Raw genomic sequence first — 21,615 nt, forward strand, 5'->3', positions numbered from 1 at the left:
CTTATTCTTCGCTACGCCCTGTGGTCTCGCGATTGTGCGCGTAATGGTGCGCGAGCGGAAACGGCGGCAGCCAAGACTCGCGCCGGACGGTCCAGTTTTCATAGGTCGGCGTGAACTGGTTCGGGGTGTCCAATGATCCCAGGTGGATTTCGATTTCGTCTTCGCTGCGTCCGAACACAGGCGAGCCGCAGCGCGGGCAGAAATGGCGCCCGGCGTAGTCGCGTGTTTCCCCGCTAATCGTCACCGCGTCTTGCGGGAAAATCGCGGCCGCGTAGAACAACGCGCCATGATGCTTGCGGCAGTCGAGACAGTGGCACAGGCCCACCCGGTACGGGCGTCCGGTCGCCACGAAGCGGATATCGCCGCACAGGCAGCCGCCGTTGTAATGCTCCATGTCCGTCTCTCCGGTCAATTCGCCCGAACCGTTTTCAGGCGCGACACGCCGGCTGCGATCCAGACCATGGCGCCGAGGATCGAGAGCGGCGTCAGGAACAGGAGCGGCACCGCCAGCTGCGGCTGCCGCGCGGCGACCAGGGCGCCTGCCAGGTTCACGGCGACCGGCAACAGCAGGCGCCGCGCCGCGTAGCGGTTGATGCGCGCCGTCGCCTGTGGGCCACCGTAATCGATGAAATTCAACAGTTTGCGATCGCTTGCCGTGTGGAGCAAAACCGCGATGCCAGCCACCAGCAGCGCAATCACCAGAAAGATTTCCGACATGTCCTGCCTCCAGGGCTAGTTATTGTCAGTCTGCCTGCGGCGTATCCGGCAGCGTCGCCGCGCCCGTGACCAGCGCCTGGCTGTAGGCCGCGAAATTGTCGAGCCCGCGCTTGATGATCGTGACCAGGGCCGGCAGCGGCGCGGCCTGGTAATCCCATTCGGCGCGGCAGAACTCGCCGGTGCGTTTCAGGTCCTCGGCCAGGGTGGCGTCGATCCAGCCGTTGTCGGCCAGGATGCTGATGACCTCGCGCTCGTTGAACGGCTCGCCCAGGTCGGCCATGGCGATCACATAGTCTCCCATCTCGACCGCCGCTTCCCAGGCGCGGATCACGTTCAGCGTGGCCGCATCCTGGCGCGTGAGGTCGCCCACGAAGGTGGTCGGATCCTTTTCGTACTCTTCGCGGGCGCGGCGGCAGCAGCGTTCGATGATGCCGGTCTTGCCGACCAATACGGTGTCGTCCATGCTCACTCCTTCAGGTCTTCAGATTAAAAACAGGATTGCGGCGACGATCGTCGGACCCAGCGCGCCGCCCAGGAGGCCGAGGGCGCCGATCGACTCGTCGTTGAAACCGTGCCGCAGCAGGGCGGCGCCGGCGGGGTTGGGGGCATTCGCGATCACGGTCAGGCCGCCGCCGGCCACCGCACCGGCCACCAGCATGTATCTGGCGTGTTCGGACAGGCCGGCGATCAGCGAACCGAGATAGGTCAGTGCCGCATTGTCGGTGATTGCGGTCAGGCCGAGCGCACCGAAGAACAGGGCGGTCGGCGCCAGGCTGGAAACGATCGGCTGCAGCCACCACTGCTGCATCCCGCCCAGCACGACGAGGCCGGCCAGGAAGAATCCGACCAGCAGCCCTTCCTTCAGGATCAGGGGATCCTGGTGGCGCCCATACGCCTGGGTAAAGCCCAGGAACAGCAGGAACAGGCCGAGGAACAGCACCGGATGGTGCGCCAGCAGCACCACCGCGGCCAGGAAGGCCAGGTGGATGGCGGAGACTTTCAGTGGTACCGGGGCGACAGCCTCTGCAGTTGCCGGCGCCAGGTGTTTTTGCAGCAGAAAGGTCACGACGCTGGCGTTGATCAGCACAGCCACGGCCGCGCGCCAGCCGAAATGGGTCAGCATGTAGGCGCTGTCCCAGCCCCAGGTGCCGGCCACCATCAGCACCGGCGGCGCGGCGTAGGCCGTCAAGGTGCCGCCGATCGAGACGTTCACGAACAGTACGCCGAGCGCGCCGTATTTCAGCGGTTCCGGAATGCCGGGCCTGAATACCTGGGGCGCCAGCATCAGCGCGGCCAGCGTCATCGCCGCTGGTTCTGTGATCAGCGAGCCGGCCAATGGCACCAGCGCCAGTCCCAGCCAGGCCAGTGCGACTTCGGTGCGCAGCGGCACCAGCCGCGCGATCGTGCCCAGCAGGGCGCGCACGGCGTACAGGATCGGCCGGGAGGCGGCAATCACCATGACCACGAACACGAACAGCGGTTCGGTGTAATGGCGCGATTCGGCATAGTCGATGGCGGCGCCCGGCCCGCTGACCAGGGCCATCGCCACGATCAGGACGAAGGCCCAGAAACCGAACACGACCTCGACTTCGCCGAGCAGGTGGAACAGGCCTTCGTGGCGCGGATGGCGATCGGCCAGGATCTCGAAACCCTTGGCGGCGAAGGTGTGGACGAGGGCGCAGGCGAAGAGGATGGCGCCGACCAGCTGGATTGTGGTCATGGGCAGCGTCCTGGATGTAAGAGAAGAGCGGTCATTGCTAGAAGAATAATGAATGAACGTTCATTATTCCATCTTTTGATGCAGGTCGGATGGTTCGTCAGGCGTGTCCGCTTGAAGGGTCGCGGCTTTGCGCGCACACAAGCACAACGTTAAATACCGTGTTTTCAAACTATACACATCTTGCCAAAAGCTGAACGAGCGAGTACTGTATATCCATCCAGTACTTTTGCATTACCCTTAATCATGTCTTGTTCACAACACACTGCCGCGCCGGAAGATTTACACCCTTCGCTGTGGCGCGCCTCGCAGCTGGCGCATGCCCATGCGCGCTGTGTCGACACCGGCCACCCGGCCCTGTCGAAGCAGTTGCCGGGCGGCGGCTGGCCTACCGGCACCCTGATCGATTTACTGCTGCAGCAGCCCGGCATCGGCGAAATGCGCTTGCTGCGCCCGGCGTTGGCGGCAGCCGCCGCGCGCCGCATCGTGCTGCTGCAGCCGCCCCATCCGCCGCAGGCGCTGGCCCTGGCCGCGCTCGGCGTGCCGCCTTCGCAGCTGATCTGGCTGCGCGCCAACCGCGGCGCTGACGCGCTGTGGGCGGCCGAGCAGGTGCTGCGCAGCGGCAGTTGCGGGGCGCTGCTGTTCTGGGCCAACCACGCGCGCGGCGAAAGCCTGCGCCGCCTGCACCTGGCGGCCCAGTGCGGCGAAACCCTGTTCTTCATGATGCGCCCGCTGGCCAGCGCCCAGGATGCTTCGCCGGCGCCGCTGCGCCTGTCGCTGCGGCCCGCCGCCGGCGGGCTCGACATCGGTTTTATCAAACGCCGGGGACCGCAGCGCGACGCGCCGCTGTTCCTGCCCCTTACTCCTCCCTCCCTCCAACGCCATGCGACTGTGGATCGGCCTGTATTTGCCCCGGCTGCCGCTCGAGGTCTTCGCCCCGAACTGGTCAACTGACGCCGGCATCGTCGTCCTCGAGGCGGAGCGGGTGCTGGCGGCCTCGCCGCTGGCGCAGGCCGCCGGCGTCCAGCCCGGCATGCGCCGCGGCGGCGTGCTGATGCTCATGCCCGAGGCGCGCATCGTCGAGCGTTCGCCCGAGCGCGAAGCCGAAGCCTTGCACGCGGTGGCGCTGGCGCTGCTGCAGTACACGCCGCAGGTGGCCCAGGCCGAGGAATCGACCCTGCTCATCGACATCGGCGCCAGCCTGCGCCTGTTCGGCGGCATCCGTGCGCTGTGCCGGCGCGTGCGCGCCAGCCTGCGCGCGCTCGGCTTCTCGGGTTACCTCAGCTGCGCGCCCACCGCGCGCGGCACCTGGATGCTGGCGCGGCGGCGCGCCGGCCGCGTCCTGCGCATCGAGTCGCTCGCGCGCCGCCTCGACCGCCTGCCGAGTACGCTGCCAATGCCGGCCCGCGCCTTTGCCAGCTGGTTCGAAGGCATCGGTTGCTTCGACATCGGCGCCATGCGCCGCCTGCCGCGCCCCGGCCTGCAACGCCGTTGCGGCCGCGCGCTGCTCGACGTCCTCGACGCCGCCTACGGCATGGCGCCCGAACTGTTCGAGTGGGTCGAGGCGCCCACCGTCTTCCACGCGAAGATCGAATTGTTCGACCGCATCGAGAATGCCGAGGAATGCCTGCAAGGCGCCCAGCGCCTGGTGCAGCAACTGACCGGCTGGCTGTGCGCGCACCAGCTCGCCGTCGAGCGCATCACGCTCTCCCTCGAACACGAGCGCGGCAGGGTGGCGCGCCCACCCACGCTTGTGGAGATCGCGCTGGGCGAACCGACCTGGCGCGACGAACACCTGGTGCGCCTGCTGCGCGAGCGCCTGGCGAACACCATGCTCGACGCCCCCGTCATCGGCCTCGCCCTCGACGCCGCGCAACTGCAGCCGATGGCGCCGCCGAGCGAATCGCTTTTCCCCGAACCCGGCGGCAGCGAAGAAGACCGCGTGCGCATGCTCGAACTGCTGGTGGCGCGCCTCGGTCCGGACAACGTTTTACAGGCACTGCCCCAGGCCGACTACCGGCCCGAAGTCGCCAATACCTGGGTGCCGGTGCAGCAAAAGGTACGCGAATCGGTGCGTCTGTCGCAGCTGCCGGCCGACGTGCACAGCCTGCCGCGTCCGACCTGGATCCTGGCCAAGCCGATCGCTTTATTGATGCGCGAACACCGGCCGTTCTATGGCTCGCCCTTGAAAATGGCGTCGACGCCGGAGCGGATCGAAGCGGGCTGGTGGACCGAACCGCAGACGCGCGATTATTTCATTGCGGAGGGGCAGGATCACACGCTGTACTGGGTGTACCGGGAGCGGATCGTGGGAGCGGGCGAGGATACGGATCCGCGGTGGTATTTGCATGGGTTGTTTGGGTAAAAACGATGAAAAAGCTGCTGTCTAGGGACATGGGTGACACATGTCTAGAGACATAGGTGATACATCCTGCCAGCCGGCATCAGGCGTGCTCCCTTGCACACCCGCCCGATCCGGTGCAGAGTAGCGCCTTCTTCAAACAGGACACCGCATGCTCACTGAACGCGTCGAATTCCAGGGCCCGCACGGCAAACTGGCGGCCAAGCTGGATCTGCCCGACGGCCTCCCGCGCGCCTATGGCGTCTTCGCCCATTGCTTTACCTGCAGCAAGGACGTGCTGGCGGCGAACCGCATTGCGCACGGACTGGCTGCGCATGGCATCGGCATGCTGCGCTTCGATTTTGCCGGCCTGGGCAGCAGCGCGGGCGATTTTGGCGACACCAATTTTTCGTCGAACGTGGAAGACCTGGTGGCCGCTGCCGGTTTCCTGCGCGACAAATTCGCGGCGCCGCGTTTGCTGGTCGGGCACAGCATGGGCGGCACGGCCGTGCTGGCTGCCGCGCACCGGATTCCGGAATCCAAAGCCGTGGTAACGATCGCCTCGCCGAGCGATCCGCATTATGTGGTGAATGCCTTGTTGTCGGAGCACCTGGACACGATCGCCCAGCTCGGCGAGGCGCGCGTCAAACTGGCGGGGCGCGATTTCAATATCCGCCAGCAGTTCGTCGAGGATGCGACGCAGCACCAGCTGGCCGAGCGGATCGCGCAGCTGGACCGGGCGCTGCTGGTGATGCATGCGCCGGGCGACGATACGGTGGAGATTGTGAATGCGCTGCGGATTTTCGAGCTGGCCGCTTATCCGAAGAGCTTCGTGTCGCTCGATGGGGTCGATCACCTGGTGACGGGGAGGGAGGAGGCGGCGCAGGTGGCCGCGATGATTGCGGCGTGGAGTGGCAGGTACATCGATTTGCCGTAGGGTGGACGGCTATACCTGAACAAGTGAGATTCCAACGGCTGCAATGCCGTCCACGCGTTCAGGCAGCCGTGAAAACAGCGCGTCGATGCACGCACGGGTTGAACGCGTGGACGGCTCATGGGCCACGAACACGCGCATCGCAGGGTGGAGCCGTCCACCCTACATCAGCAGAACGCGACGGTTCCTTATTCGTCGAACTCTTCGGCCAGGTTCTTCCAGCCGCGGCTCTTGGCAAACGGCGCGAATTCCTCGGGCGCTTCGAGCACGATCAGCTTGCGCTCTTGCAGTCCCGGATCGCTGAGGCCGAAATCCGGCCCCTTGTAGCCGAGCGCGCGCAGGCGGTCGATGATGGCCTTGAGCAGGACGGTGTCCTGGTGCAGGCCTGGATCGACCGGTGCGGCGAAGTCGACGTACACGTCGATGATCCCGTAGCCCTCGTCGAAAATGCGGATTGCCTTGACGTCGTGGGAACGGCCGGTGCTGTCGTTGGCCTTGAAGGGGCCGGACAGTTCAATGTCGGTATCGGTAGTCATGTGACGGAGCATACCAAAATACGGGAAGCCTGGAGGAACCGCAGCCGGAAAGAAACAGGGGGCGCCGAACCAGGTCCGGCGCCCCCATCATCCAGCACGCAGCACATCAAGCCTTATTTGAGCGCCTTGTAGATCGCCTCCAGCCGGTCCGGCGTGCCGCTGATCCGTTCCAGGCGCGGGTAGCGCAGGCCGCCATGGTAATCCAGCGAGATCGTGCGCAGGGTGTTGCCCTTTTTGACCAGCAGGTCGATCGGCGCCTTGCTGTCCTTGGCCGCCGCCTTGACGGCCGCTTTCAGGACGTCCGGCTTGAACACCTTGTTGTTCACCGCGACGATCGTCGTGTTGCCGGCCAGGCCGGCACGGAAGCCGACACCATCCCACTGGACGTTGCTCACGCCCCCATCGGCGCGTACGGCGAAGCCGAGCGAATAGCTGAAGTCGGTCGACTTGCTGCGTTCTTCCGCCGCTTTCAGGTAGTCGGTCGGGGTGTCGGTGTAGACCAGCTTCCAGCCGGCGCGCGTCAGGCCGTCGAGCGGGGCGCCGGGGCCGTGGCCGTCCAGGCGCGAGCGCAGGAAGGGCGCCCAGTCGAATTTCTGCACCTTGTTCAGCGTCGCGACGACGTCGTCGAAGGTGTAGAAGGCCGGCTGGTAGCTGCCGTTGTTGATACCGTAGAAGGCGCGCGCGAAATCGTCGAGCGAGCGCTTGTCGCCGGACAGTTCGCGGATCCTGGTGTCGACGTCGAGCCAGATCAGGGCGCCTTCCGAATAATAATCCTCGCCACGCTGCCAGTTGCTCCAGCCGAGGGCGCGGCGGGCGATGATGATCGGGTCGTTGACCGTATCCTGCAGCGCGCGCCAGGCGCGGCCGCCGACCTTGTCGTAGCGGGCGGCGGTGGCGGCCAGCGCATCGCGCGCGCCGGCTTGCGAGACCAGGCCGGAACGCGCACCCAGGATGCCGCCCCAGTACTGGGTCTGGCCTTCGTAGACCCATAGCAGTTCGTTCTGCAGCGGGGTGTTGAAGTTGGGGACATCCTGGCCGGCAGGGCGGCGGAACTTGCCGTTCCACGAGTGGGTGTACTCGTGCGGCAGCAGGTCGCGGCCGGCTTCGGAGCGCGCCCAGTCGGTGAAGTAGCCCGGCTTGACGCCGTTCTCGCTCGACTGGTGGTGTTCGCGGCCGATGCCGCCGAAGTCGTCCGACAGCGCCAGCAGGAAGTCGTAGTGGTCGTAGTGGTGCGAACCGAAGAGTTTGAGCGACTGCTGCACCATCGCGCGGTGCGCGGCGATCTGCTCGGGCTTGGCTTCCAGGCTCTCGGCATTGTCCGCCACGACGTTCAGCGAGACGCGCACCTTGGCGCCCGGATCGAGGTCGAATTTCTTGAAATGGCGGCCCGCGAACAGCGGCGAGTCGATCAGCGTTTCGAGGTCGTGCGCCTTGAATTGCACTTCGTCGCCCCGACGTTCCGACGTCTCCAGCGCGGTGCCGTACTGCCAGCCGGCGGGGAGCGTCAACGACGGCTGCACCGTGATGCGGCGCGCGACGTAACCGGCCGGGTACAGCGTCACCGATGGCCATTGCAGGCCGAGGATATCCTCGGTCATGACGATGCGGCCCTGGCTTGGGTCGAGCGGCGACAGGAACTGGTATTCCGCTTCCAGCGTCGTCACGCCTTCGGGCACGGTCACGTGGAAGGCGAACACCTCGACCTGGTCGCGCGTCCATTCCACCGGCTTGCCGTTGGCGGTGAATTTCAGGCCGGCCAGCTGCGTCAGCGGGCCGCTCGGGCCGTGGTTCGCCGGCAGCCATTGCGGGTACAGGAAGGTCATCGGGCCAGGTTTCACCGGCACCGTCATGCGCATGCGGAAGATCTGCTGCGTCAGGTTGGTGGCATCGACTTTCAGGACGATGGTGCCGGGGTAGGGCTGGTCGACCGGGGCCGGGACGGCGGCTTGCGCCGGGAAAGCCAGCGCGAACGCGAGGGCGATGCTGGATGCCGTCTTGGCGGCGAAGGAGAACGTGGCGTGTGCGGTCATCTCGTGGGCAATGTATGGAACAAAACCGGACGAGTGTAGCACGCAGCCCTCCCTTAAAAAGTTGCAAAATAGTACGAAACATGGATGAAAACAAAATTTGCAAAATGGCTTAAAAATCCGTATTTCGTATGTCTTGAAAAGGCCGAGGGATGGCATTAGATTGGTTCCAGCGGATGCTCACGATGAGGTCCGTCAACTTATCGCTTAACTTTTACAAGGATATTTATCATGCGTACTTTTGACCTCGCTCCCCTGTACCGTTCCGCCATCGGCTTCGACCGCCTGGCCAGCCTGCTCGAGCAACGCGCCGAATCGCAGCCGAGCTACCCACCGTACAACGTCGAGCTGCTCGCCGAAGACAAATACCGCATCGTGATGGCCCTGGCCGGTTTCTCGCGCGATGAAGTGGAAATCGTCTCCGAGCGCGACACGCTGCACGTGACCGGTCGCAAGCAGAAGGACGAGACCCAGCGTACCTTCCTGCACCGCGGCATCGCCGCCCGCGACTTCGAACAGCGCTTCCAGCTGGCGAACCACGTCAAGGTGACCACCGCTTCGTTCGACAACGGCATGCTGACCATCGACCTGGTGCGCGAAGTGCCCGAAGCACTCAAGCCGCGCAAGATCCAGATCGGCGACGCCGCCGGCACCGCCGACAATGTTCAGAAAATCGAACAGCGTCAGGCTGCCTAAGGTAGAACGCGTGGCATAAGCAGTACAGGCAGTAAGGAAAAGGGTGCCCGCGGTAGTGGGTGCCCTTTTTTGCGCTTGGCGGCGGACAGATTTGTCCGGGCGCCGCGTTTCGATCCTCCGGCGTGTGATGGCGGGCATGCCCGCCCTACGTTACGCAACGGGTAGCGGTGGTGCGTAGGGCGGGCATTGCCCGCCACGAACGCCGAACCGACGCGGCACCGAACGCAACGCGCCATCCATTAAGAAACGTTAGCGGTGGCGCACGTAGGGCGGGCATGCCCGCCAAAAACGATGCGCAGACGCGGCACCGAATGCAACGCGCCGTCCCAGGCACGGCTGAGTTTAAGCATGTTCTAAGACAGATCAGCGACACTAAACACCATCGATACACCGTTATCGTCCAACCTTAATCCAGGAGCACGTCCATGCAAAACGAAGGTGCAGTTACCGCCATCACCGCAAAACGTCTCACGCTGGCGCTCTGCGCGGCGGGCGTTATTGGCGGCGCGGTCGGAGCGATTACAGTCAACCATAACAATGCCGTCGCCCAGGGTGCACCGGTTGCCGCTGCGGCACCCGCGCCGGCGCCCGTTACTGCGCCGCCGGTTGCCGCCGGCGCCCCTGCCGCCACCGTGACGCTGCCCGACTTCACCCGCATCGCCGCCCAGAACGGCAAGGCGGTCGTCAACATCCGCGTCGTCGGCAGCACCAAGACCAGCGCGCGCGGCGGCCCGCAAATGGATCCGAACGATCCCTTCTATGAATTCTTCCGTCGCTTCCAGGGCCCGCAATACCGCGGCGCTCCGCAACGCGACCAACCTGTTTACGGCGCCGGATCGGGCTTCATCGTTAGCCCGGACGGCGTCATCCTGACAAACGCCCACGTGGTGCAGGGGGCCGACGAAGTCACGGTCAAGCTGGCCGACCGGCGCGAATTCCGCGCCAAGGTGCTCGGCTCCGATCCGAAGACCGACGTCGCCGTGCTCAAGATCGATGCGAAAAACCTGCCGGTTGCGCCACTCGGCAATTCGCGCAACCTGCAGGTCGGCGAGTGGGTGCTGGCGATCGGTTCGCCCTTCGGCCTCGAGTCGACCGTGACCGCCGGCGTGGTCAGCGCCACCGGGCGCAACCTGCCGAGCGACACCAACGTGCCCTTCATCCAGACCGACGTGGCGATCAACCCCGGCAACTCGGGCGGTCCGCTGTTCAACACGCGCGGCGAAGTGGTCGGCATCAACTCGCAGATCTACAGCCAGACCGGCGGCTACATGGGCATGTCGTTCGCGATCCCGATGGACGTCGCGGTGCGCATCAAGGACCAGATCGTCGCCACCGGCAAGGTGCAGCATGCCAAGCTCGGCGTGTCGATCCAGGACGTGAACCAGGGCTTTGCCGATTCGTTCAACCTGGCCTCGCCCGAAGGCGCGCTGGTCGCCAACGTCGAGCGCGGCAGCGCCGCCGAACGCGCCGGCCTGAAACCGGGCGACGTGGTGCGCAGCCTGAACGGCAATCCGATCATCGGCTCGGGCGACCTGCCGGGCATGCTGGCGGTGTCCAAGCCGGGCGACAAGGTGGTGCTCGACGTCTGGCGCGACGGCAAGATCGTGCGCCTGAACGCGACCCTGGCCAATGCCAGCGACAAGGCCGCGCCGGCCGAGCGCGAACAGATCGCCGACCTCGACAAGGGCGCCAAGCTGGGCCTGGCCCTGCGTCCGCTGGAACCGATCGAACAGCGCCAGAGCGGCATCTCCTCGGGCCTGGTGATCGAGGATGCGGGCGGCCCGGCGATCGCCGCCGGCGTGCTGCCGGGCGACGTGCTGCTGTCGGTGAACGGCAAGCCGGTGTCGAGCGTCGCCCAGGTGCGCGAGATGGTCAGTAAATCCGCCAAGTCGGTGGCCTTGCTGATCCAGCGCGGGAATGACAGAATCTTCATTCCGGTGCGGATTGGCTAACATGGCCTCTCCGGCAGCCGGATCACACGACAAAAGGTAATGCGATGCGGCTGCTGTTAGTTGAAGACGATACGATGATCGGTGAGGTAGTGCTCGACCTGCTCAGGGCCGAGCACTACGCCGTCGATTGGGTCAAGGACGGCGAAATGGCCGACACGGCCCTGATGCAGAACCAGAACTACGACCTGGTGCTGCTCGACCTGGGCCTGCCGCGCAAGGACGGCCTCGACGTGCTGCGCGCCATGCGCACCCGCAAGGACCGCACCCCGGTGCTGGTCGCCACCGCGCGCGATTCCGTCGCCCAGCGCATCGCCGGGCTCGATGCCGGCGCCGACGACTACGTTTTAAAACCCTACGACCTCGATGAACTGCTGGCGCGCATTCGTGCACTGCTGCGGCGTGCCGCCGGGCGCGCCGAACCCATCTTCGAATACAAGAACATCTCGATCAACCCCGCCACCCGCGAAACCCTGGTCGATGGCGAGCCGGTCTCGTTGTCGGCGCGCGAATGGGCGGTGCTCGAAGCGCTGGTGGCGCGTCCGGGCGCCGTGCTGTCGCGCGCCCAGCTCGAGGAAAAGCTCTACAGCTGGCGCGACGAAGTCTCCAGCAACGCCGTCGAGGTGTACATCCACGGCCTGCGCAAGAAGTTAGGGAGCGACCTGATCCAGAACGTGCGCGGCGTCGGCTACATGGTTCCCAAAGCATGAAGGTGACGCACTCGCTGCGCGGGCGCCTGTTATGGTTCCTGCTGGCGGCCATTACCCTGGCGGCGCTGGCGCAAGCCTCGATCGCCTACCGCACGGCGCTCGACGACGCCGACCAGATCTTCGACTACCACATGCAGCAGATGGCGCTGTCGCTGCGTTCGAGCACGCCGCTGTCGAACACCGAGGCCAACGAGCGCGTCGAATCGGCGCCGGGCAACGACGACCTGGTGGTGCAGATGTGGTCCCCGGACGGCGTGCAGGTGTTCCACAGCGTCTCGCGCGCGCGCCTGCCGCAGCGCGCGGTGCTCGGCTTTTCCAATTTAAAAGCGAACGGCACCACCTACCGCGTGTTCTCGATTCAGACCAACAACCAGACCGTGCAGGTTGCGCAGGATTTGGCCGTGCGCCGCAACATGGCCGGCAACCTGGCGCTGCGCACGCTCGGCCCGATCGCGGTCATGATGCCGATCCTGATGGTGGTCGTGTGGTGGGTGGTGAGCGGCTCGCTGGAACCGGTGGCGCGCGTGCGCTCGCAGGTGGCGCGGCGCCAGGCCGACGATCTGTCGCCGGTATCCGAAGCCGGCCTGCCCGACGAGGTACGGCCGCTGGTGCATGAACTGAACCTGCTGTTCGGGCGCGTGCGCACCGCCTTCGACGCCCAGCAGAATTTCGTCGCCGACGCCGCCCACGAGTTGCGCACGCCGCTCGCCGCGCTGCGCCTGCAGGCGCAAAGCCTGGACCGCGCCGCCGATCCGGACGCGCGCAAAGTGGCCGTCGGCCGCCTCACCGCCGGCATCGACCGCGCCACGCGCCTGGTCGAGCAGCTGCTGGTGCTGGCGCGCCAGGAAGCCTCGGCCGCGAACGGCGTCGCCACCCGTCCGGTCGACCTGGCCGAACTGGCGCGCCGCACCGTGGGCGACCTGGTCGGCCTGGCGCAGGCGAAAGAAGTCGACCTCGGCCTGCAGCATGCCGACGCCGCCAGCGTCGACGGCCAGCCCGACGCGCTCCACATCCTGCTGCGCAACCTGGTCGAGAACGCCGTCAAATACACCCCGCACGGCGGCACGGTCGACATCGCCGTACGCGCCGACAAGGGCAGTGCCGAGGTCATCGTCGAAGACAGCGGCCCGGGCATCCCGCCGGAAGAACGCGAGCGCGTGTTCGACCGCTTCTATCGCGTCGCCGGCAGCGACGCCGCCGGCAGTGGCCTGGGACTGGCGATCATCAAGGCGATCGCCGAGCGCCACGGGGCGAGCCTGAAGCTGGGCGAGTCGGAGCGTCTGGGCGGTTTGATGGCGACGGTCCGGTTTCCGTTGAAAGCGTAGGGTGGGCGCCCCGTGCCCACGCGGATGCATGCGTCGTGTTGGCGCTGCTGGATAGGCTGCGTCTGCTCACCGTTCCGCGTGGGCTCGGAGAGCCCACCCTACGGTATGCAGCAGGCCGTCGATTCCATCCAAGCATCGCACCATAAAAAAGGGGACTGGTTTCACCCAGTCCCCCATGCCGATGCCGCTACGCGGTCAGCGCGTCGCGCCCGAGTTGCTCGTCGTTGGCGTCGTCGTGCCGCCGGTCGAGCCGGCGGCGGTGGTGCTGGTGCTGCCCGACTGGCCGCTGTCGCCCGAGAAACCGGCGTTGCCGCCCGCGTTGGTGGGGCTGCCGGCGCCGCTGCCGGTGGCCGGCATCGAGGACGAGCTGCCCGTCGCGCTCGACGTGCTGCTGCCGGAAGAGGTGTCGTTCATGCCGGTCGAGCTGCATGCTGCGAGGGACAGGGCCAGCAGGCCGCCGAGCAATACATTATGGCTGGTGCGCATGATGTTCTCCAGGGATGGGATGGTATGGCCCGATTATGAAAGCGAACTCGTCCGCACTCCATAGGACGTTGCCGACTCTTGTTGTAGGAGCATGCGGGCCTTCTTGCCGAGCAGGCAAAAAAAAAGGGACTGGATGAAACCAGTCCCTTTGTCATGCGCGACGCACCGGAGTGCGTCCACATCCATCAATCCACGGTCGCGCCGCTGTCTTTTGCCACCTTTGACCACTTGGCCGATTCGGCGTGGACGAACTTGGTGAAGTTTTCCGGCGTGTCGACCAGCAGGTCGGAACCGGTTTCGGCACGCACCTTGGCAAATTCCGGCGACTTCAGGAACTTGATGGTTTCGGCATTGATCTTGTCGATCGTCGCTTTCGGCGTCTTGGCCGGGGCGAACAGGCCGTACCAGGCGTAGGACTCGATCTGCGGGATGCCGGCTTCGGCGAAGGTCGGCACGTCCGGCAGCAGCGGCGAGCGCTTGGCGCTGGAGATGGCGATCGGGCGCACCTTGCCGCTCTTAATGTGCGGCATGATCGCGATGGTGCTGTCGAACATGATCGGGATGTGGCCGCCCAGCAGGTCGGAAATCGCCGGCGCCGAACCCTTGTACGGCACGTGCACCATGTTCAGCTTCTGGACGGTGTTGAACAGTTCGCCGGTCAGGTGCTGCGGCGTGCCGTTGCCCGAGGAGGCGAACGAGAAGCCGCCCTTTTTCGACTGGATGTGGGCGATCAGTTCCTTCAGGTTCTTGGCCGGGACCGACGGGTTCGCCACCAGCACCAGCGGCACGCGCAGCAGGTTGCTGACCGGCGCCAGGTCCTTCAGCGGATCGAAGGTCATGTTCTTGTAGACGCTCGGATTGATGACGATCGGCGCGCTCGAGGTGATCAGGAGGGTGTTGCCGTCCGGCTGCGAACGCACCACGGCCGCGGTGCCGATGTTGCCGCCGCCACCGGCGCGGTTGTCGATGATAAAGGTTTTACCGAGCGACTCGGTCAGTTGCTTGGCCCATGGACGCGCCGCGATGTCGGACGGACCACCCGGTGGCCACGGCACGATGACGTTGACGTTCTTTTCAGGCCAGTTCTGGGCGACCGCGCTCAGCGACACGACCGAGGCCGCGAAAGCGAGTGCGAACGATTTGGAGAGTAGCTTCATATCCGACATCCTTTGGTTGATTGTCCATCTGACCAGCAGATTTTACACGAACCAACAGCGGCGCAGAACCCCGTGCGGGTCCGCATCCGCAGGCGCGCATCGGCCCGCCAGAGCGCAATGCGTTGCCCAACCGTGCCCGCTTCGGGTATCTTCTATTTTTTTGCCCGTAAGATAACTTAATCGACAAGCGTCAATAATCAGGTCCGGCGGACGACGACGCCGCGGCCATGCCAGGGGAAGTAGATGAACGAGTTAGTCAGCACCATCAACGGCATTATCTGGAGTCCGGCCCTGATCGCCCTGTGCCTGGGCGTGGGTTTGTATTTTTCGATCCGTTCGCGCTTCCTGCAGCTGCGCCATGCGAAGGAAATGGTGCGCCTGATGTTCGAGGGTAAAAGCTCGGAGCAGGGCGTGTCCTCGTTCAAGGCGTTGTCCATGACGCTGGCCGGCCGCGTCGGCACCGGCAACATCGCCGGGGTCGCCACGGCGATCACCTTCGGCGGCCCCGGCGCCGTGTTCTGGATGTGGGCGGTGGCCTTCCTCGGCGCCAGCTCGGCGTTCGTGGAATCGACGCTGGGCCAGGTCTACAAGGAGCAGATCAACAACCAGTACCGCGGCGGCCCCGCCTTTTATATCGAAAAGGGCCTGGGCATGAAACGGTATGCGCTGACCTTCGCGTTCGCCACCGTGCTTGCCACCGGCCTGCTGCTGCCGGGCGTGCAGGCCAATTCGATCGCCGAAGGCTTGCAGACGGCCGTCGGCCTGGACCGCAACGTCACCGCCGCCGGCGTCGCCATCGTGCTCGCCTTTATCATCTTCGGCGGCGTCAAGCGCATCGCCACCTTTGCCGGAGTCGTGGTGCCGTTCATGGCGCTCGGCTACATCCTGGTCGCCCTGGCCATCATCCTGATGAACCTCGAGCGCCTGCCGGAAGTCCTCTCGCTGATCTTTCGTTCGGCCTTCGGCATGGATGCCGGCTTCGGCGCCATCCTTGGCCTCGCCATCCAGTGGGGCGTCAAGCGCGGCGTGTATTCGAACGAGGCGGGGCAGGGCACCGGCCCGCACGCGTCGAGCGCGGCCGAAGTGAGCCACCCGGCCAAGCAGGGCCTGGTACAGGGCTTCTCTGTGTATATCGACACCCTGTTCGTGTGCTCGGCCACCGCCTTCATGCTGCTCATCACCGGCCAGTACAACGTCGAGGGCCCCGACGGCACGGCGATGTTCACCGGCGTGCAGGGCGTGGCCAGCGGCCCCGGCTACGTGCAGACGGCGCTGGAAAACGTGATGCCGGGCTTCGGCGCGATCTTCGTCGCGGTGGCGCTGCTGTTCTTCGCCTTCACCACCATCGTCGCCTACTACTACATCGCCGAGACCAACATCTCCTACATCGACCGCCATGCGAAGTATCCATGGCTGAAATTCCTGCTGAAAGCCGCGATTATCGCCGCCACCGTCTACGGCACCGTCAAGACGGCCGACCTGGCCTGGGCGCTGGGCGACATCGGCGTCGGCCTGATGGCCTGGCTGAACCTGGTTGCGATCGTCCTGCTGAGGAACGTCGCCTTCAAGTGCCTGCGCGACTACGAGGCGCAGAAGGCGGCGGGCAAGGATCCGCAATTCGATCCGCTGGCGCTGGGGATCGAGAATGCCGATTATTGGGAACGGCGCGTGGCCGAAGAGAACCGCGCCAAGGCGCCCAAGCTGAGGAAAGTGGTGGGCTGAATGGCAAACAGCAGCTTCGGCTGCTGTTTTTTTTGATGCGCGTTGCCGGGACAAGCTCCTGGCTCGGTTCACAGTGCGCAGGTAATTCGCCGCCGCATGTCCGGTACACGACTGTCCCGGCGAATGCGCCTGGTGCGCTGTTTTTAGTTCTTCACCGCCTGAGCTACTTATGCTAATTTAATGCGTCAATACACCCGATGAGCGAGCGAGTGGATGAATACGATCGGCCAGAACAGCTTTGCTTTACGCGTGCTCGACCATACGTCCTCGATAATGGCTTATTGGGATGCCGACCTGCGCTGCCGTTATGCGAACGGCGCCTGTCAGCAATGGTTTGGCAAATCAGAAGCGGAATTGCTCGGCTGCTTGTTGCCGGACCTGCTGGGTCCGGCGCTTTTTTCGCTGAACAGGCCCTATGTTCTTGGTGTGCTCGCCGGCCATCCGCAGCAATTCGAGCGCAGCCTCACAGGCTCCGATGGTGTCGTGCGCCGCAGCCTGGCCCGCTATTACCCCGATGTGGTCGATGGCGCAGTCGTGGGATTCATCGTCGAGGTATCCGATGTCGGTCCGCTCAAGACATTGGAAGCGAGCCTCGAAGTAGAAGTCGCGCTGAAACGCCGCATGATCGACGCGCTCGGCAGGAAGGATGCTGCGCTCGCAGCCGTACAGCAGCTTGGACAGATCGGCAGCTGGCACTGGGAAATCGAATCGGATATCACCACCTGGTCGCATGGCCTGTATCGGCTGTTCGGCTACGATCCGCATAGGTTGCCACCTACGTTTGCCGAGCATGCCAAGCTTTACACACCGGACAGCCTGGCGCTGCTGCAAACGGCGGTGCTCACGACCCTGACATGCGGCACGCCATACGTGGTCGCACTCGAGTACCTTGCCCCGGACGGCGGTACCGGCTGGATGGAAGCGTGCGGTGAAGTCGAGCGCGACGACAGGGGAAGCATTGTCGGCTTGCATGGCACGGCACGGGACATTACCCGGGAACGGCGGTTGGCCGATGCGTTACAGGCACAGACGCAGCGCTTCGCGTTGCTCGTCGACGCGGCGCATATGGGCGTGTGGCACTGGAACGCGCTGAGCGATGTCCTGATCCTGGAAAGCGCACACGCATGCGACATCCTCGGCATCGAGGGGGATGCGCCGCAGAGCAGGACAGCTTCCACGTTTTTCGATGCTTTGTGGACCGAGGACTGCCGGCACGCCTTCCAGGCAGCGGCAGCCCGTTTTTTCGACGAGGCCGAATCGGGTTTTTATTTCCTGGGCCGCTTTCATTGCCCCAGGGAAAGGCGAGCGCGCACGATTGAATGTACGGGACGAGCGATCGGTGGCCAGGGCGAGCGCCGGATGATCTGTGCTTTCTTCGACATCAGCGAACGCATTGCCATCCAGGACGCATTGCAGCAGGCCGTCGTGCAGCAGGAAGAAAACGACATGCGCAACGCGGAACTGCTATCGACGCTAGGCCACGAACTGCGCAATTGCATCTCGCCCTTATCGTCCGGCATGCAACTCATGCACGCCAGGATGACGGCAATGGGAATGGAGCGAGTCGAAGGCATCATGACCCGTCAGTTGATCCACATAACCCGGCTGGTGGACGACATTTTCGACTTGCGCCGCTTGCGATGCAGGGAACTCGAAATCGAGCGCTGCCGCATTTCCCTGAACGATGTCGTCGACAGCGCAACATCCATGTGCGAAGACGCACTTGCCCGCGCAGGCCACAGCTTGAGCATCGACGTGCCGGAACCCGACATCGAGCTGGAAGGCGATTTCGTGCGGCTTACCCAAGTGCTGGTCAACCTTCTGACCAATGCCTGCAAATACACGCCGCGCTGTGGCGCCATCGCCGTGAGCGTGCGCGCCGATGGGCCGGACCATGTTGTCTTGTCGGTCAGCGACAACGGCATCGGTATCGCAGCCGATGACCTCGACCGGATCTTCGGTTTGTACGTGCAGATCCGCCCGGAGGTGCGTAGCCCCAATGCGGGACTCGGCATCGGCCTGCATCTGGTAAAGAAACTGGTGGAATTCCACGGCGGCACCGTTACAGCGTCAAGCGCGGGACGCGGCAAAGGCACGACGATGCGCGTCCGGCTGCCAAGGTCACCTGGCTGATGACAATGAAGCTGCGAGACGGACTGTGCTCGTCGGCCGTTACAACGGTCTTGTGGGCAAGCCAAAAAAAATCACGCGTACCATTCAACAGCAGTTCGTGATGGGTATTCATGAGCAAGGACGGGATCGCGTCCTTGCGCGCCATGTCAGGCGGGGACGCTGCCCGATAATCAGGCCAGGCCTTCTTGACGTGCATGGGGCAGGACGACGGCATCCTGCTTCAGCGCGCCCGTGCCTGGCCGATCCCGGCCAGGATCGCGGCCAGTTGGTTGGTATCGGCCGGCTTGACCAGGTGATGGTCGAAGCCGGCGGCGAGCGACTCCCGGCGGTCGCTGTCGTGGCCGTAACCGGTGACGGCGATCAGCACCGCGTGCGCGCTTTCGGGCTGTGCGCGCAGGCGCCGGGCCAGTTCGTTGCCGTTCATCTCGGGCAGGCCGATGTCGAGGATACAGGCGTCGGGCCGCTCCAGGCGTGCGCGCGCCAGCGCGGAACGCGAATCGTGTTCGACGATGACCTGGTGGCCAAACGTCTCGAGTACCATCGCCAGCATCGCCGCGGCGTCGGCATTGTCGTCCACCACCAGCACCCGCAGCGCCCCGGCCACGGACTGCGGCGCCTGCGTACCGCCGCCGGCCGGCGCCGCGCCATGGTTGTCTTGCAGGCGCGGCAGGCAGACCCGGAAGCGGCTGCCCTGGCCGGGCCCGGCGCTGTCGCCGCTGACGCTGCCGCCATGCAGTTCGACCAGGCTGCGCACCAGCGCCAGGCCGAGTCCGAGACCGCCCGCGGAACGGTCCGAACTGCGCTCGGCCTGGGCGAACAGTTCGAATACACGGGCCGCCAGGTCCGGCGTCATGCCGATGCCGTCGTCGGCGATATCGATCGCCACCTGGCCTGCGTCGACTTCCAGGGCGAGCGTGACCGCGCCCCCCTTCGGGGTGTATTTGGCGGCATTGTTGAGGATATTGGTAACGACCTGCACCAGGCGCTTCTTGTCGCCCATGACCAGCGCCGAGGCCGGCGCCATGTGGGCCGACAGGCGGTGGCGCCGGGCCTGCATCAGCGGAGCGACCTGTTCGATCGCATCGGTGACGACGTCGCGCATGTCGAGCGGCGCAGTCTCGAGCTCGACCAGGCCGCGCGTCACGCGCGACACGTCCAGCAGGTCGTCGATCAGGTGGGTCATGTGGTCGACCTGGCGCCCGATGATCTCGCTCGTGTGGCGTATGCGCCCCTCGTCGAGCCTGCCCATGCGCAGCAGCTGGGCCGCCGCGCCGATCGGCGCCAGCGGGTTGCGCAGCTCGTGCGCCAGCATGGCCAGGAACTCGTCCTTGCGGCGGTCGGCGTCGCGCAGCGCCGCTTCCGCTGACTTGCGTTCGCTGATGTCGCGGAAAAACACGGCAAGCCGGCCTTCGGGCAAGGAATAGGCACGGATATCGAGCCAGACCGTGTCTCCGCCGGGCAGCACCTGCTCGTGTTCCAGCGTTTCCGGCAAGCCCTGCGCCTGCACGCGCCGGTACATCGTTTCGACGGCGCTGCCGGCCAGGCTCGGCATCACCGTCCACAGGTGCTCGTCCAACAATTCGGCGCGCGACCTGCGCGCGAGCCGGGCACCGATCTCGTTGACCTGCAGGACGGTCCAGTCGCTGCCCAGCAGGGCAAAGCCCTCGGCCATGCTGTCGAGGATCTGCCGGCTCCGGTCGCGCTCCATGCGCAGTTCGGACTGGGCGCGTGCGCTTTCCACCGCGAACCAGGTGCGGTCGACCATGTCCTCGGCCATGGCGATCTGTTCAGGCGTCCACGCGTGGGGAACGTCGTCGTGCACGCTCAGCACGGCGCGCAGGCGCCCGTCCTTGAGCAGCGGGATCGCCAGCACCGAGCGGATATCCGCAGCCAGGTAGTGCGCGATATGCGGCAAGGCCGCGGCCTCGCGCATGACGTCGTCGATGACGAGATTGCGGCCGGCGCGCAGGATATCGACGACGGCGCTGCCGAAATCGTCGAGCCTCAGGCACATGCCGCCCATCGAGGCCATGCCGCCGCCGGTCCAGTCGCGTTTCAGGGTCAGGAAGGCCCCGCCGGCGTCGGCCTTGCCGTACACGACGCGTTTCGCGCCGACCTGCCTGCCCAGCAGTTCGCAGGCGGCGCCCGTCACTTCCTCGGGGGAGGTCAGGGGCCGGATACGGTCGGCCAACGCCAGCTGGAAGGCCTGGCGCCGCTCGGCCCGCTCGAGCGCCATCTTGACCATCTTCTGGTCATGGATGTCGGTCGAGGTGCCGAACCAGCGCTCGATCTTGCCGGCCTCGTTCAGGAAGGGCTCGGCCCGCACCAGGAACCAGCGGTATTCGCCGGTTCTCGACTGGATCCGGTGCTCGACCTGGAAAGCGCGCACGTGTTCGTAAGCGTCGGCCCAGGCAACCATCGTCAGGCCCTGGTCGTCCGGATGGACGAACCGGTTGGCGATATCGGCCGGCGTGCTGGACGCGATCGGCACCCCGGTGTAGTCGTCCCACTGGCGATTGAAGTAGACGGCCTGGCCCGAGGCGGTCACGATCCAGATAATCTGCGGAACCGAATCGGCCATCAGGCGGAAATTGCGCTCGCTCTCGCGCAGCGCCTGCTGCGTGGCGATCTGGGCGCCGACGTCGCGAAAATAAAAGGAAAGGCCGGCGGCCGCCGGCGCGACCCGCACCTCGTACCAGGTGTCGTGTTCGGGATAGAACGAGGTTACCTCGGCAGCCACCTGGTCGCGCATCGCCTTGCGGTAAGCCGTCTCGAAGGCACTGCCGATCAGGCCCGGAAACGCGTCCCAGATGGTACGGCCGACCGCCTGCGCGCACGATATGCCCAGCAGCCGCTCGGCCTGGCGGTTGAGGAAGACGAATTCCCAGCCTGCGTTGACGGAAAAGAAACCGTCGGAAATACTTTCCAGGACGGCGATAGCCTCGTCCGCCAGGTGCTGCGGCGAGCCATTGCTGGCGTACATGGTTTTCCTTTCGGCGATTTCGTTAATTTTCGATTATACGGGCGATGCCTTGTCTTGTCCGGGCGCCAAAAATTGCCGGAGGCCGCGCAGCCGGCAGCGGCGGCCAGAAACGCGTCTGTCCGCACGAAAAAAAGGGGGCATTCGCATGCCCCCTTCATTCACACTGCAGTGTTCACGGCGCG

At 65.2% G+C, this 21,615-nt stretch carries 18 protein-coding genes; 9 read left to right on the forward strand and 9 right to left on the reverse strand.

Translation table 11 applies throughout. The features are described 5' to 3' along the window. Position 1 precedes the first annotated feature (1 nt). From AC56LG_RS09535 to AC56LG_RS09550, 4 genes are read right to left on the reverse strand one after another with little or no spacing between them, the layout of a single operon-like run. On the reverse strand, positions 2-394 hold the full coding sequence (locus AC56LG_RS09535; protein ID WP_497165879.1) for a GFA family protein: 393 nt from the start codon (positions 392-394) through the stop codon (positions 2-4). 14 nt (positions 395-408) lie between these two features. Continuing rightward, complete coding sequence (locus AC56LG_RS09540; RefSeq protein ID WP_497165880.1) at positions 409-717, reverse strand: hypothetical protein; 309 nt, start codon at positions 715-717, stop codon at positions 409-411. 25 nt (positions 718-742) lie between these two features. Beyond that, entirely contained in the window at positions 743-1,180 is a 438-nt protein-coding gene (hepT, locus tag AC56LG_RS09545) for a type VII toxin-antitoxin system HepT family RNase toxin (protein WP_497165881.1), read from the reverse strand. Between the two features lie 18 nt (positions 1,181-1,198). After that, a complete protein-coding gene (locus AC56LG_RS09550) occupies positions 1,199-2,437 on the reverse strand; it encodes a putative Na+/H+ antiporter (protein WP_497165882.1) in 1,239 nt (412 codons plus the stop codon). A gap of 243 nt (positions 2,438-2,680) precedes the next feature. Between AC56LG_RS09550 and imuA the strand changes: the two genes are divergently transcribed. The 3 genes from imuA to AC56LG_RS09565 all read left to right on the forward strand — a co-directional run bounded on the left by imuA (position 2,681) and on the right by AC56LG_RS09565 (position 5,712). Continuing rightward, positions 2,681-3,388: a translesion DNA synthesis-associated protein ImuA gene (imuA, locus tag AC56LG_RS09555; RefSeq protein WP_497165883.1), complete on the forward strand. Its 708-nt coding sequence runs from the start codon at positions 2,681-2,683 to the stop codon at positions 3,386-3,388. After that, positions 3,318-4,799, forward strand: a complete 1,482-nt coding sequence (locus AC56LG_RS09560) for a Y-family DNA polymerase (RefSeq protein ID WP_497165884.1) — start codon at positions 3,318-3,320, stop codon at positions 4,797-4,799. The genes imuA and AC56LG_RS09560 overlap by 71 nt, the downstream gene beginning before the upstream one ends. Positions 4,800-4,947: 148 nt before the next feature. Then, the gene (locus tag AC56LG_RS09565) at positions 4,948-5,712 is read left to right on the forward strand and encodes an alpha/beta hydrolase family protein (protein WP_497165885.1); all 765 of its coding nucleotides are present in this window, start codon (positions 4,948-4,950) and stop codon (positions 5,710-5,712) included. A gap of 185 nt (positions 5,713-5,897) precedes the next feature. Here AC56LG_RS09565 and AC56LG_RS09570 read toward each other — a convergent pair whose 3' ends face one another. Together AC56LG_RS09570 and AC56LG_RS09575 are read right to left on the reverse strand one after the other, a co-directional pair. Then, the gene (locus AC56LG_RS09570; protein ID WP_497165886.1) at positions 5,898-6,245 is read right to left on the reverse strand and encodes a hypothetical protein; all 348 of its coding nucleotides are present in this window, start codon (positions 6,243-6,245) and stop codon (positions 5,898-5,900) included. 113 nt (positions 6,246-6,358) lie between these two features. Beyond that, on the reverse strand, positions 6,359-8,275 hold the full coding sequence (locus tag AC56LG_RS09575; protein ID WP_497165887.1) for a M61 family metallopeptidase: 1,917 nt from the start codon (positions 8,273-8,275) through the stop codon (positions 6,359-6,361). A 228-nt stretch (positions 8,276-8,503) separates the two neighbouring features. On the opposite strand from AC56LG_RS09575, the gene AC56LG_RS09580 reads away from it, so the two are divergent. The 4 genes from AC56LG_RS09580 to AC56LG_RS09595 all read left to right on the forward strand — a co-directional run bounded on the left by AC56LG_RS09580 (position 8,504) and on the right by AC56LG_RS09595 (position 12,952). Next, positions 8,504-8,968, forward strand: coding sequence for an Hsp20 family protein (locus AC56LG_RS09580; protein ID WP_497165888.1), 465 nt, complete (start codon positions 8,504-8,506; stop codon positions 8,966-8,968). Positions 8,969-9,393: 425 nt separating this feature from the next. Next, positions 9,394-10,920 carry a DegQ family serine endoprotease gene (locus tag AC56LG_RS09585; RefSeq protein ID WP_497165889.1) on the forward strand — a complete coding sequence of 509 codons (1,527 nt, stop codon included), beginning with the start codon at positions 9,394-9,396 and terminating at the stop codon, positions 10,918-10,920. A gap of 44 nt (positions 10,921-10,964) precedes the next feature. Then, a complete protein-coding gene (locus AC56LG_RS09590) occupies positions 10,965-11,627 on the forward strand; it encodes a response regulator (RefSeq protein WP_497165890.1) in 663 nt (220 codons plus the stop codon). Beyond that, on the forward strand, positions 11,624-12,952 hold the full coding sequence (locus AC56LG_RS09595; RefSeq protein WP_497165891.1) for an ATP-binding protein: 1,329 nt from the start codon (positions 11,624-11,626) through the stop codon (positions 12,950-12,952). Before AC56LG_RS09590 ends, AC56LG_RS09595 begins: the two co-directional genes overlap by 4 nt. Before the next feature lie 195 nt (positions 12,953-13,147). Here the strand turns inward: AC56LG_RS09595 and AC56LG_RS09600 are convergent, their stop codons facing one another. Continuing rightward, entirely contained in the window at positions 13,148-13,438 is a 291-nt protein-coding gene (locus AC56LG_RS09600) for a hypothetical protein (protein ID WP_497165892.1), read from the reverse strand. A 185-nt stretch (positions 13,439-13,623) separates the two neighbouring features. Next, complete coding sequence (locus AC56LG_RS09605; RefSeq protein WP_497165893.1) at positions 13,624-14,595, reverse strand: Bug family tripartite tricarboxylate transporter substrate binding protein; 972 nt, start codon at positions 14,593-14,595, stop codon at positions 13,624-13,626. A 243-nt stretch (positions 14,596-14,838) separates the two neighbouring features. Here AC56LG_RS09605 and AC56LG_RS09610 point away from each other — a divergent pair, with 243 nt between their 5' ends. Then, positions 14,839-16,317 carry an alanine/glycine:cation symporter family protein gene (locus tag AC56LG_RS09610; RefSeq protein ID WP_497165894.1) on the forward strand — a complete coding sequence of 493 codons (1,479 nt, stop codon included), beginning with the start codon at positions 14,839-14,841 and terminating at the stop codon, positions 16,315-16,317. Positions 16,318-16,530: 213 nt separating this feature from the next. Beyond that, complete coding sequence (locus AC56LG_RS09615) at positions 16,531-18,450, forward strand: sensor histidine kinase (protein WP_497165895.1); 1,920 nt, start codon at positions 16,531-16,533, stop codon at positions 18,448-18,450. Positions 18,451-18,670: 220 nt separating this feature from the next. Here AC56LG_RS09615 and AC56LG_RS09620 read toward each other — a convergent pair whose 3' ends face one another. After that, positions 18,671-21,433: a PAS domain-containing protein gene (locus tag AC56LG_RS09620; RefSeq protein WP_497165896.1), complete on the reverse strand. Its 2,763-nt coding sequence runs from the start codon at positions 21,431-21,433 to the stop codon at positions 18,671-18,673. Between the last annotated feature and the right edge of the window lie 182 nt (positions 21,434-21,615).

The sequence above is a fragment of the Telluria sp. ZB2R32 genome (assembly GCF_059685715.1).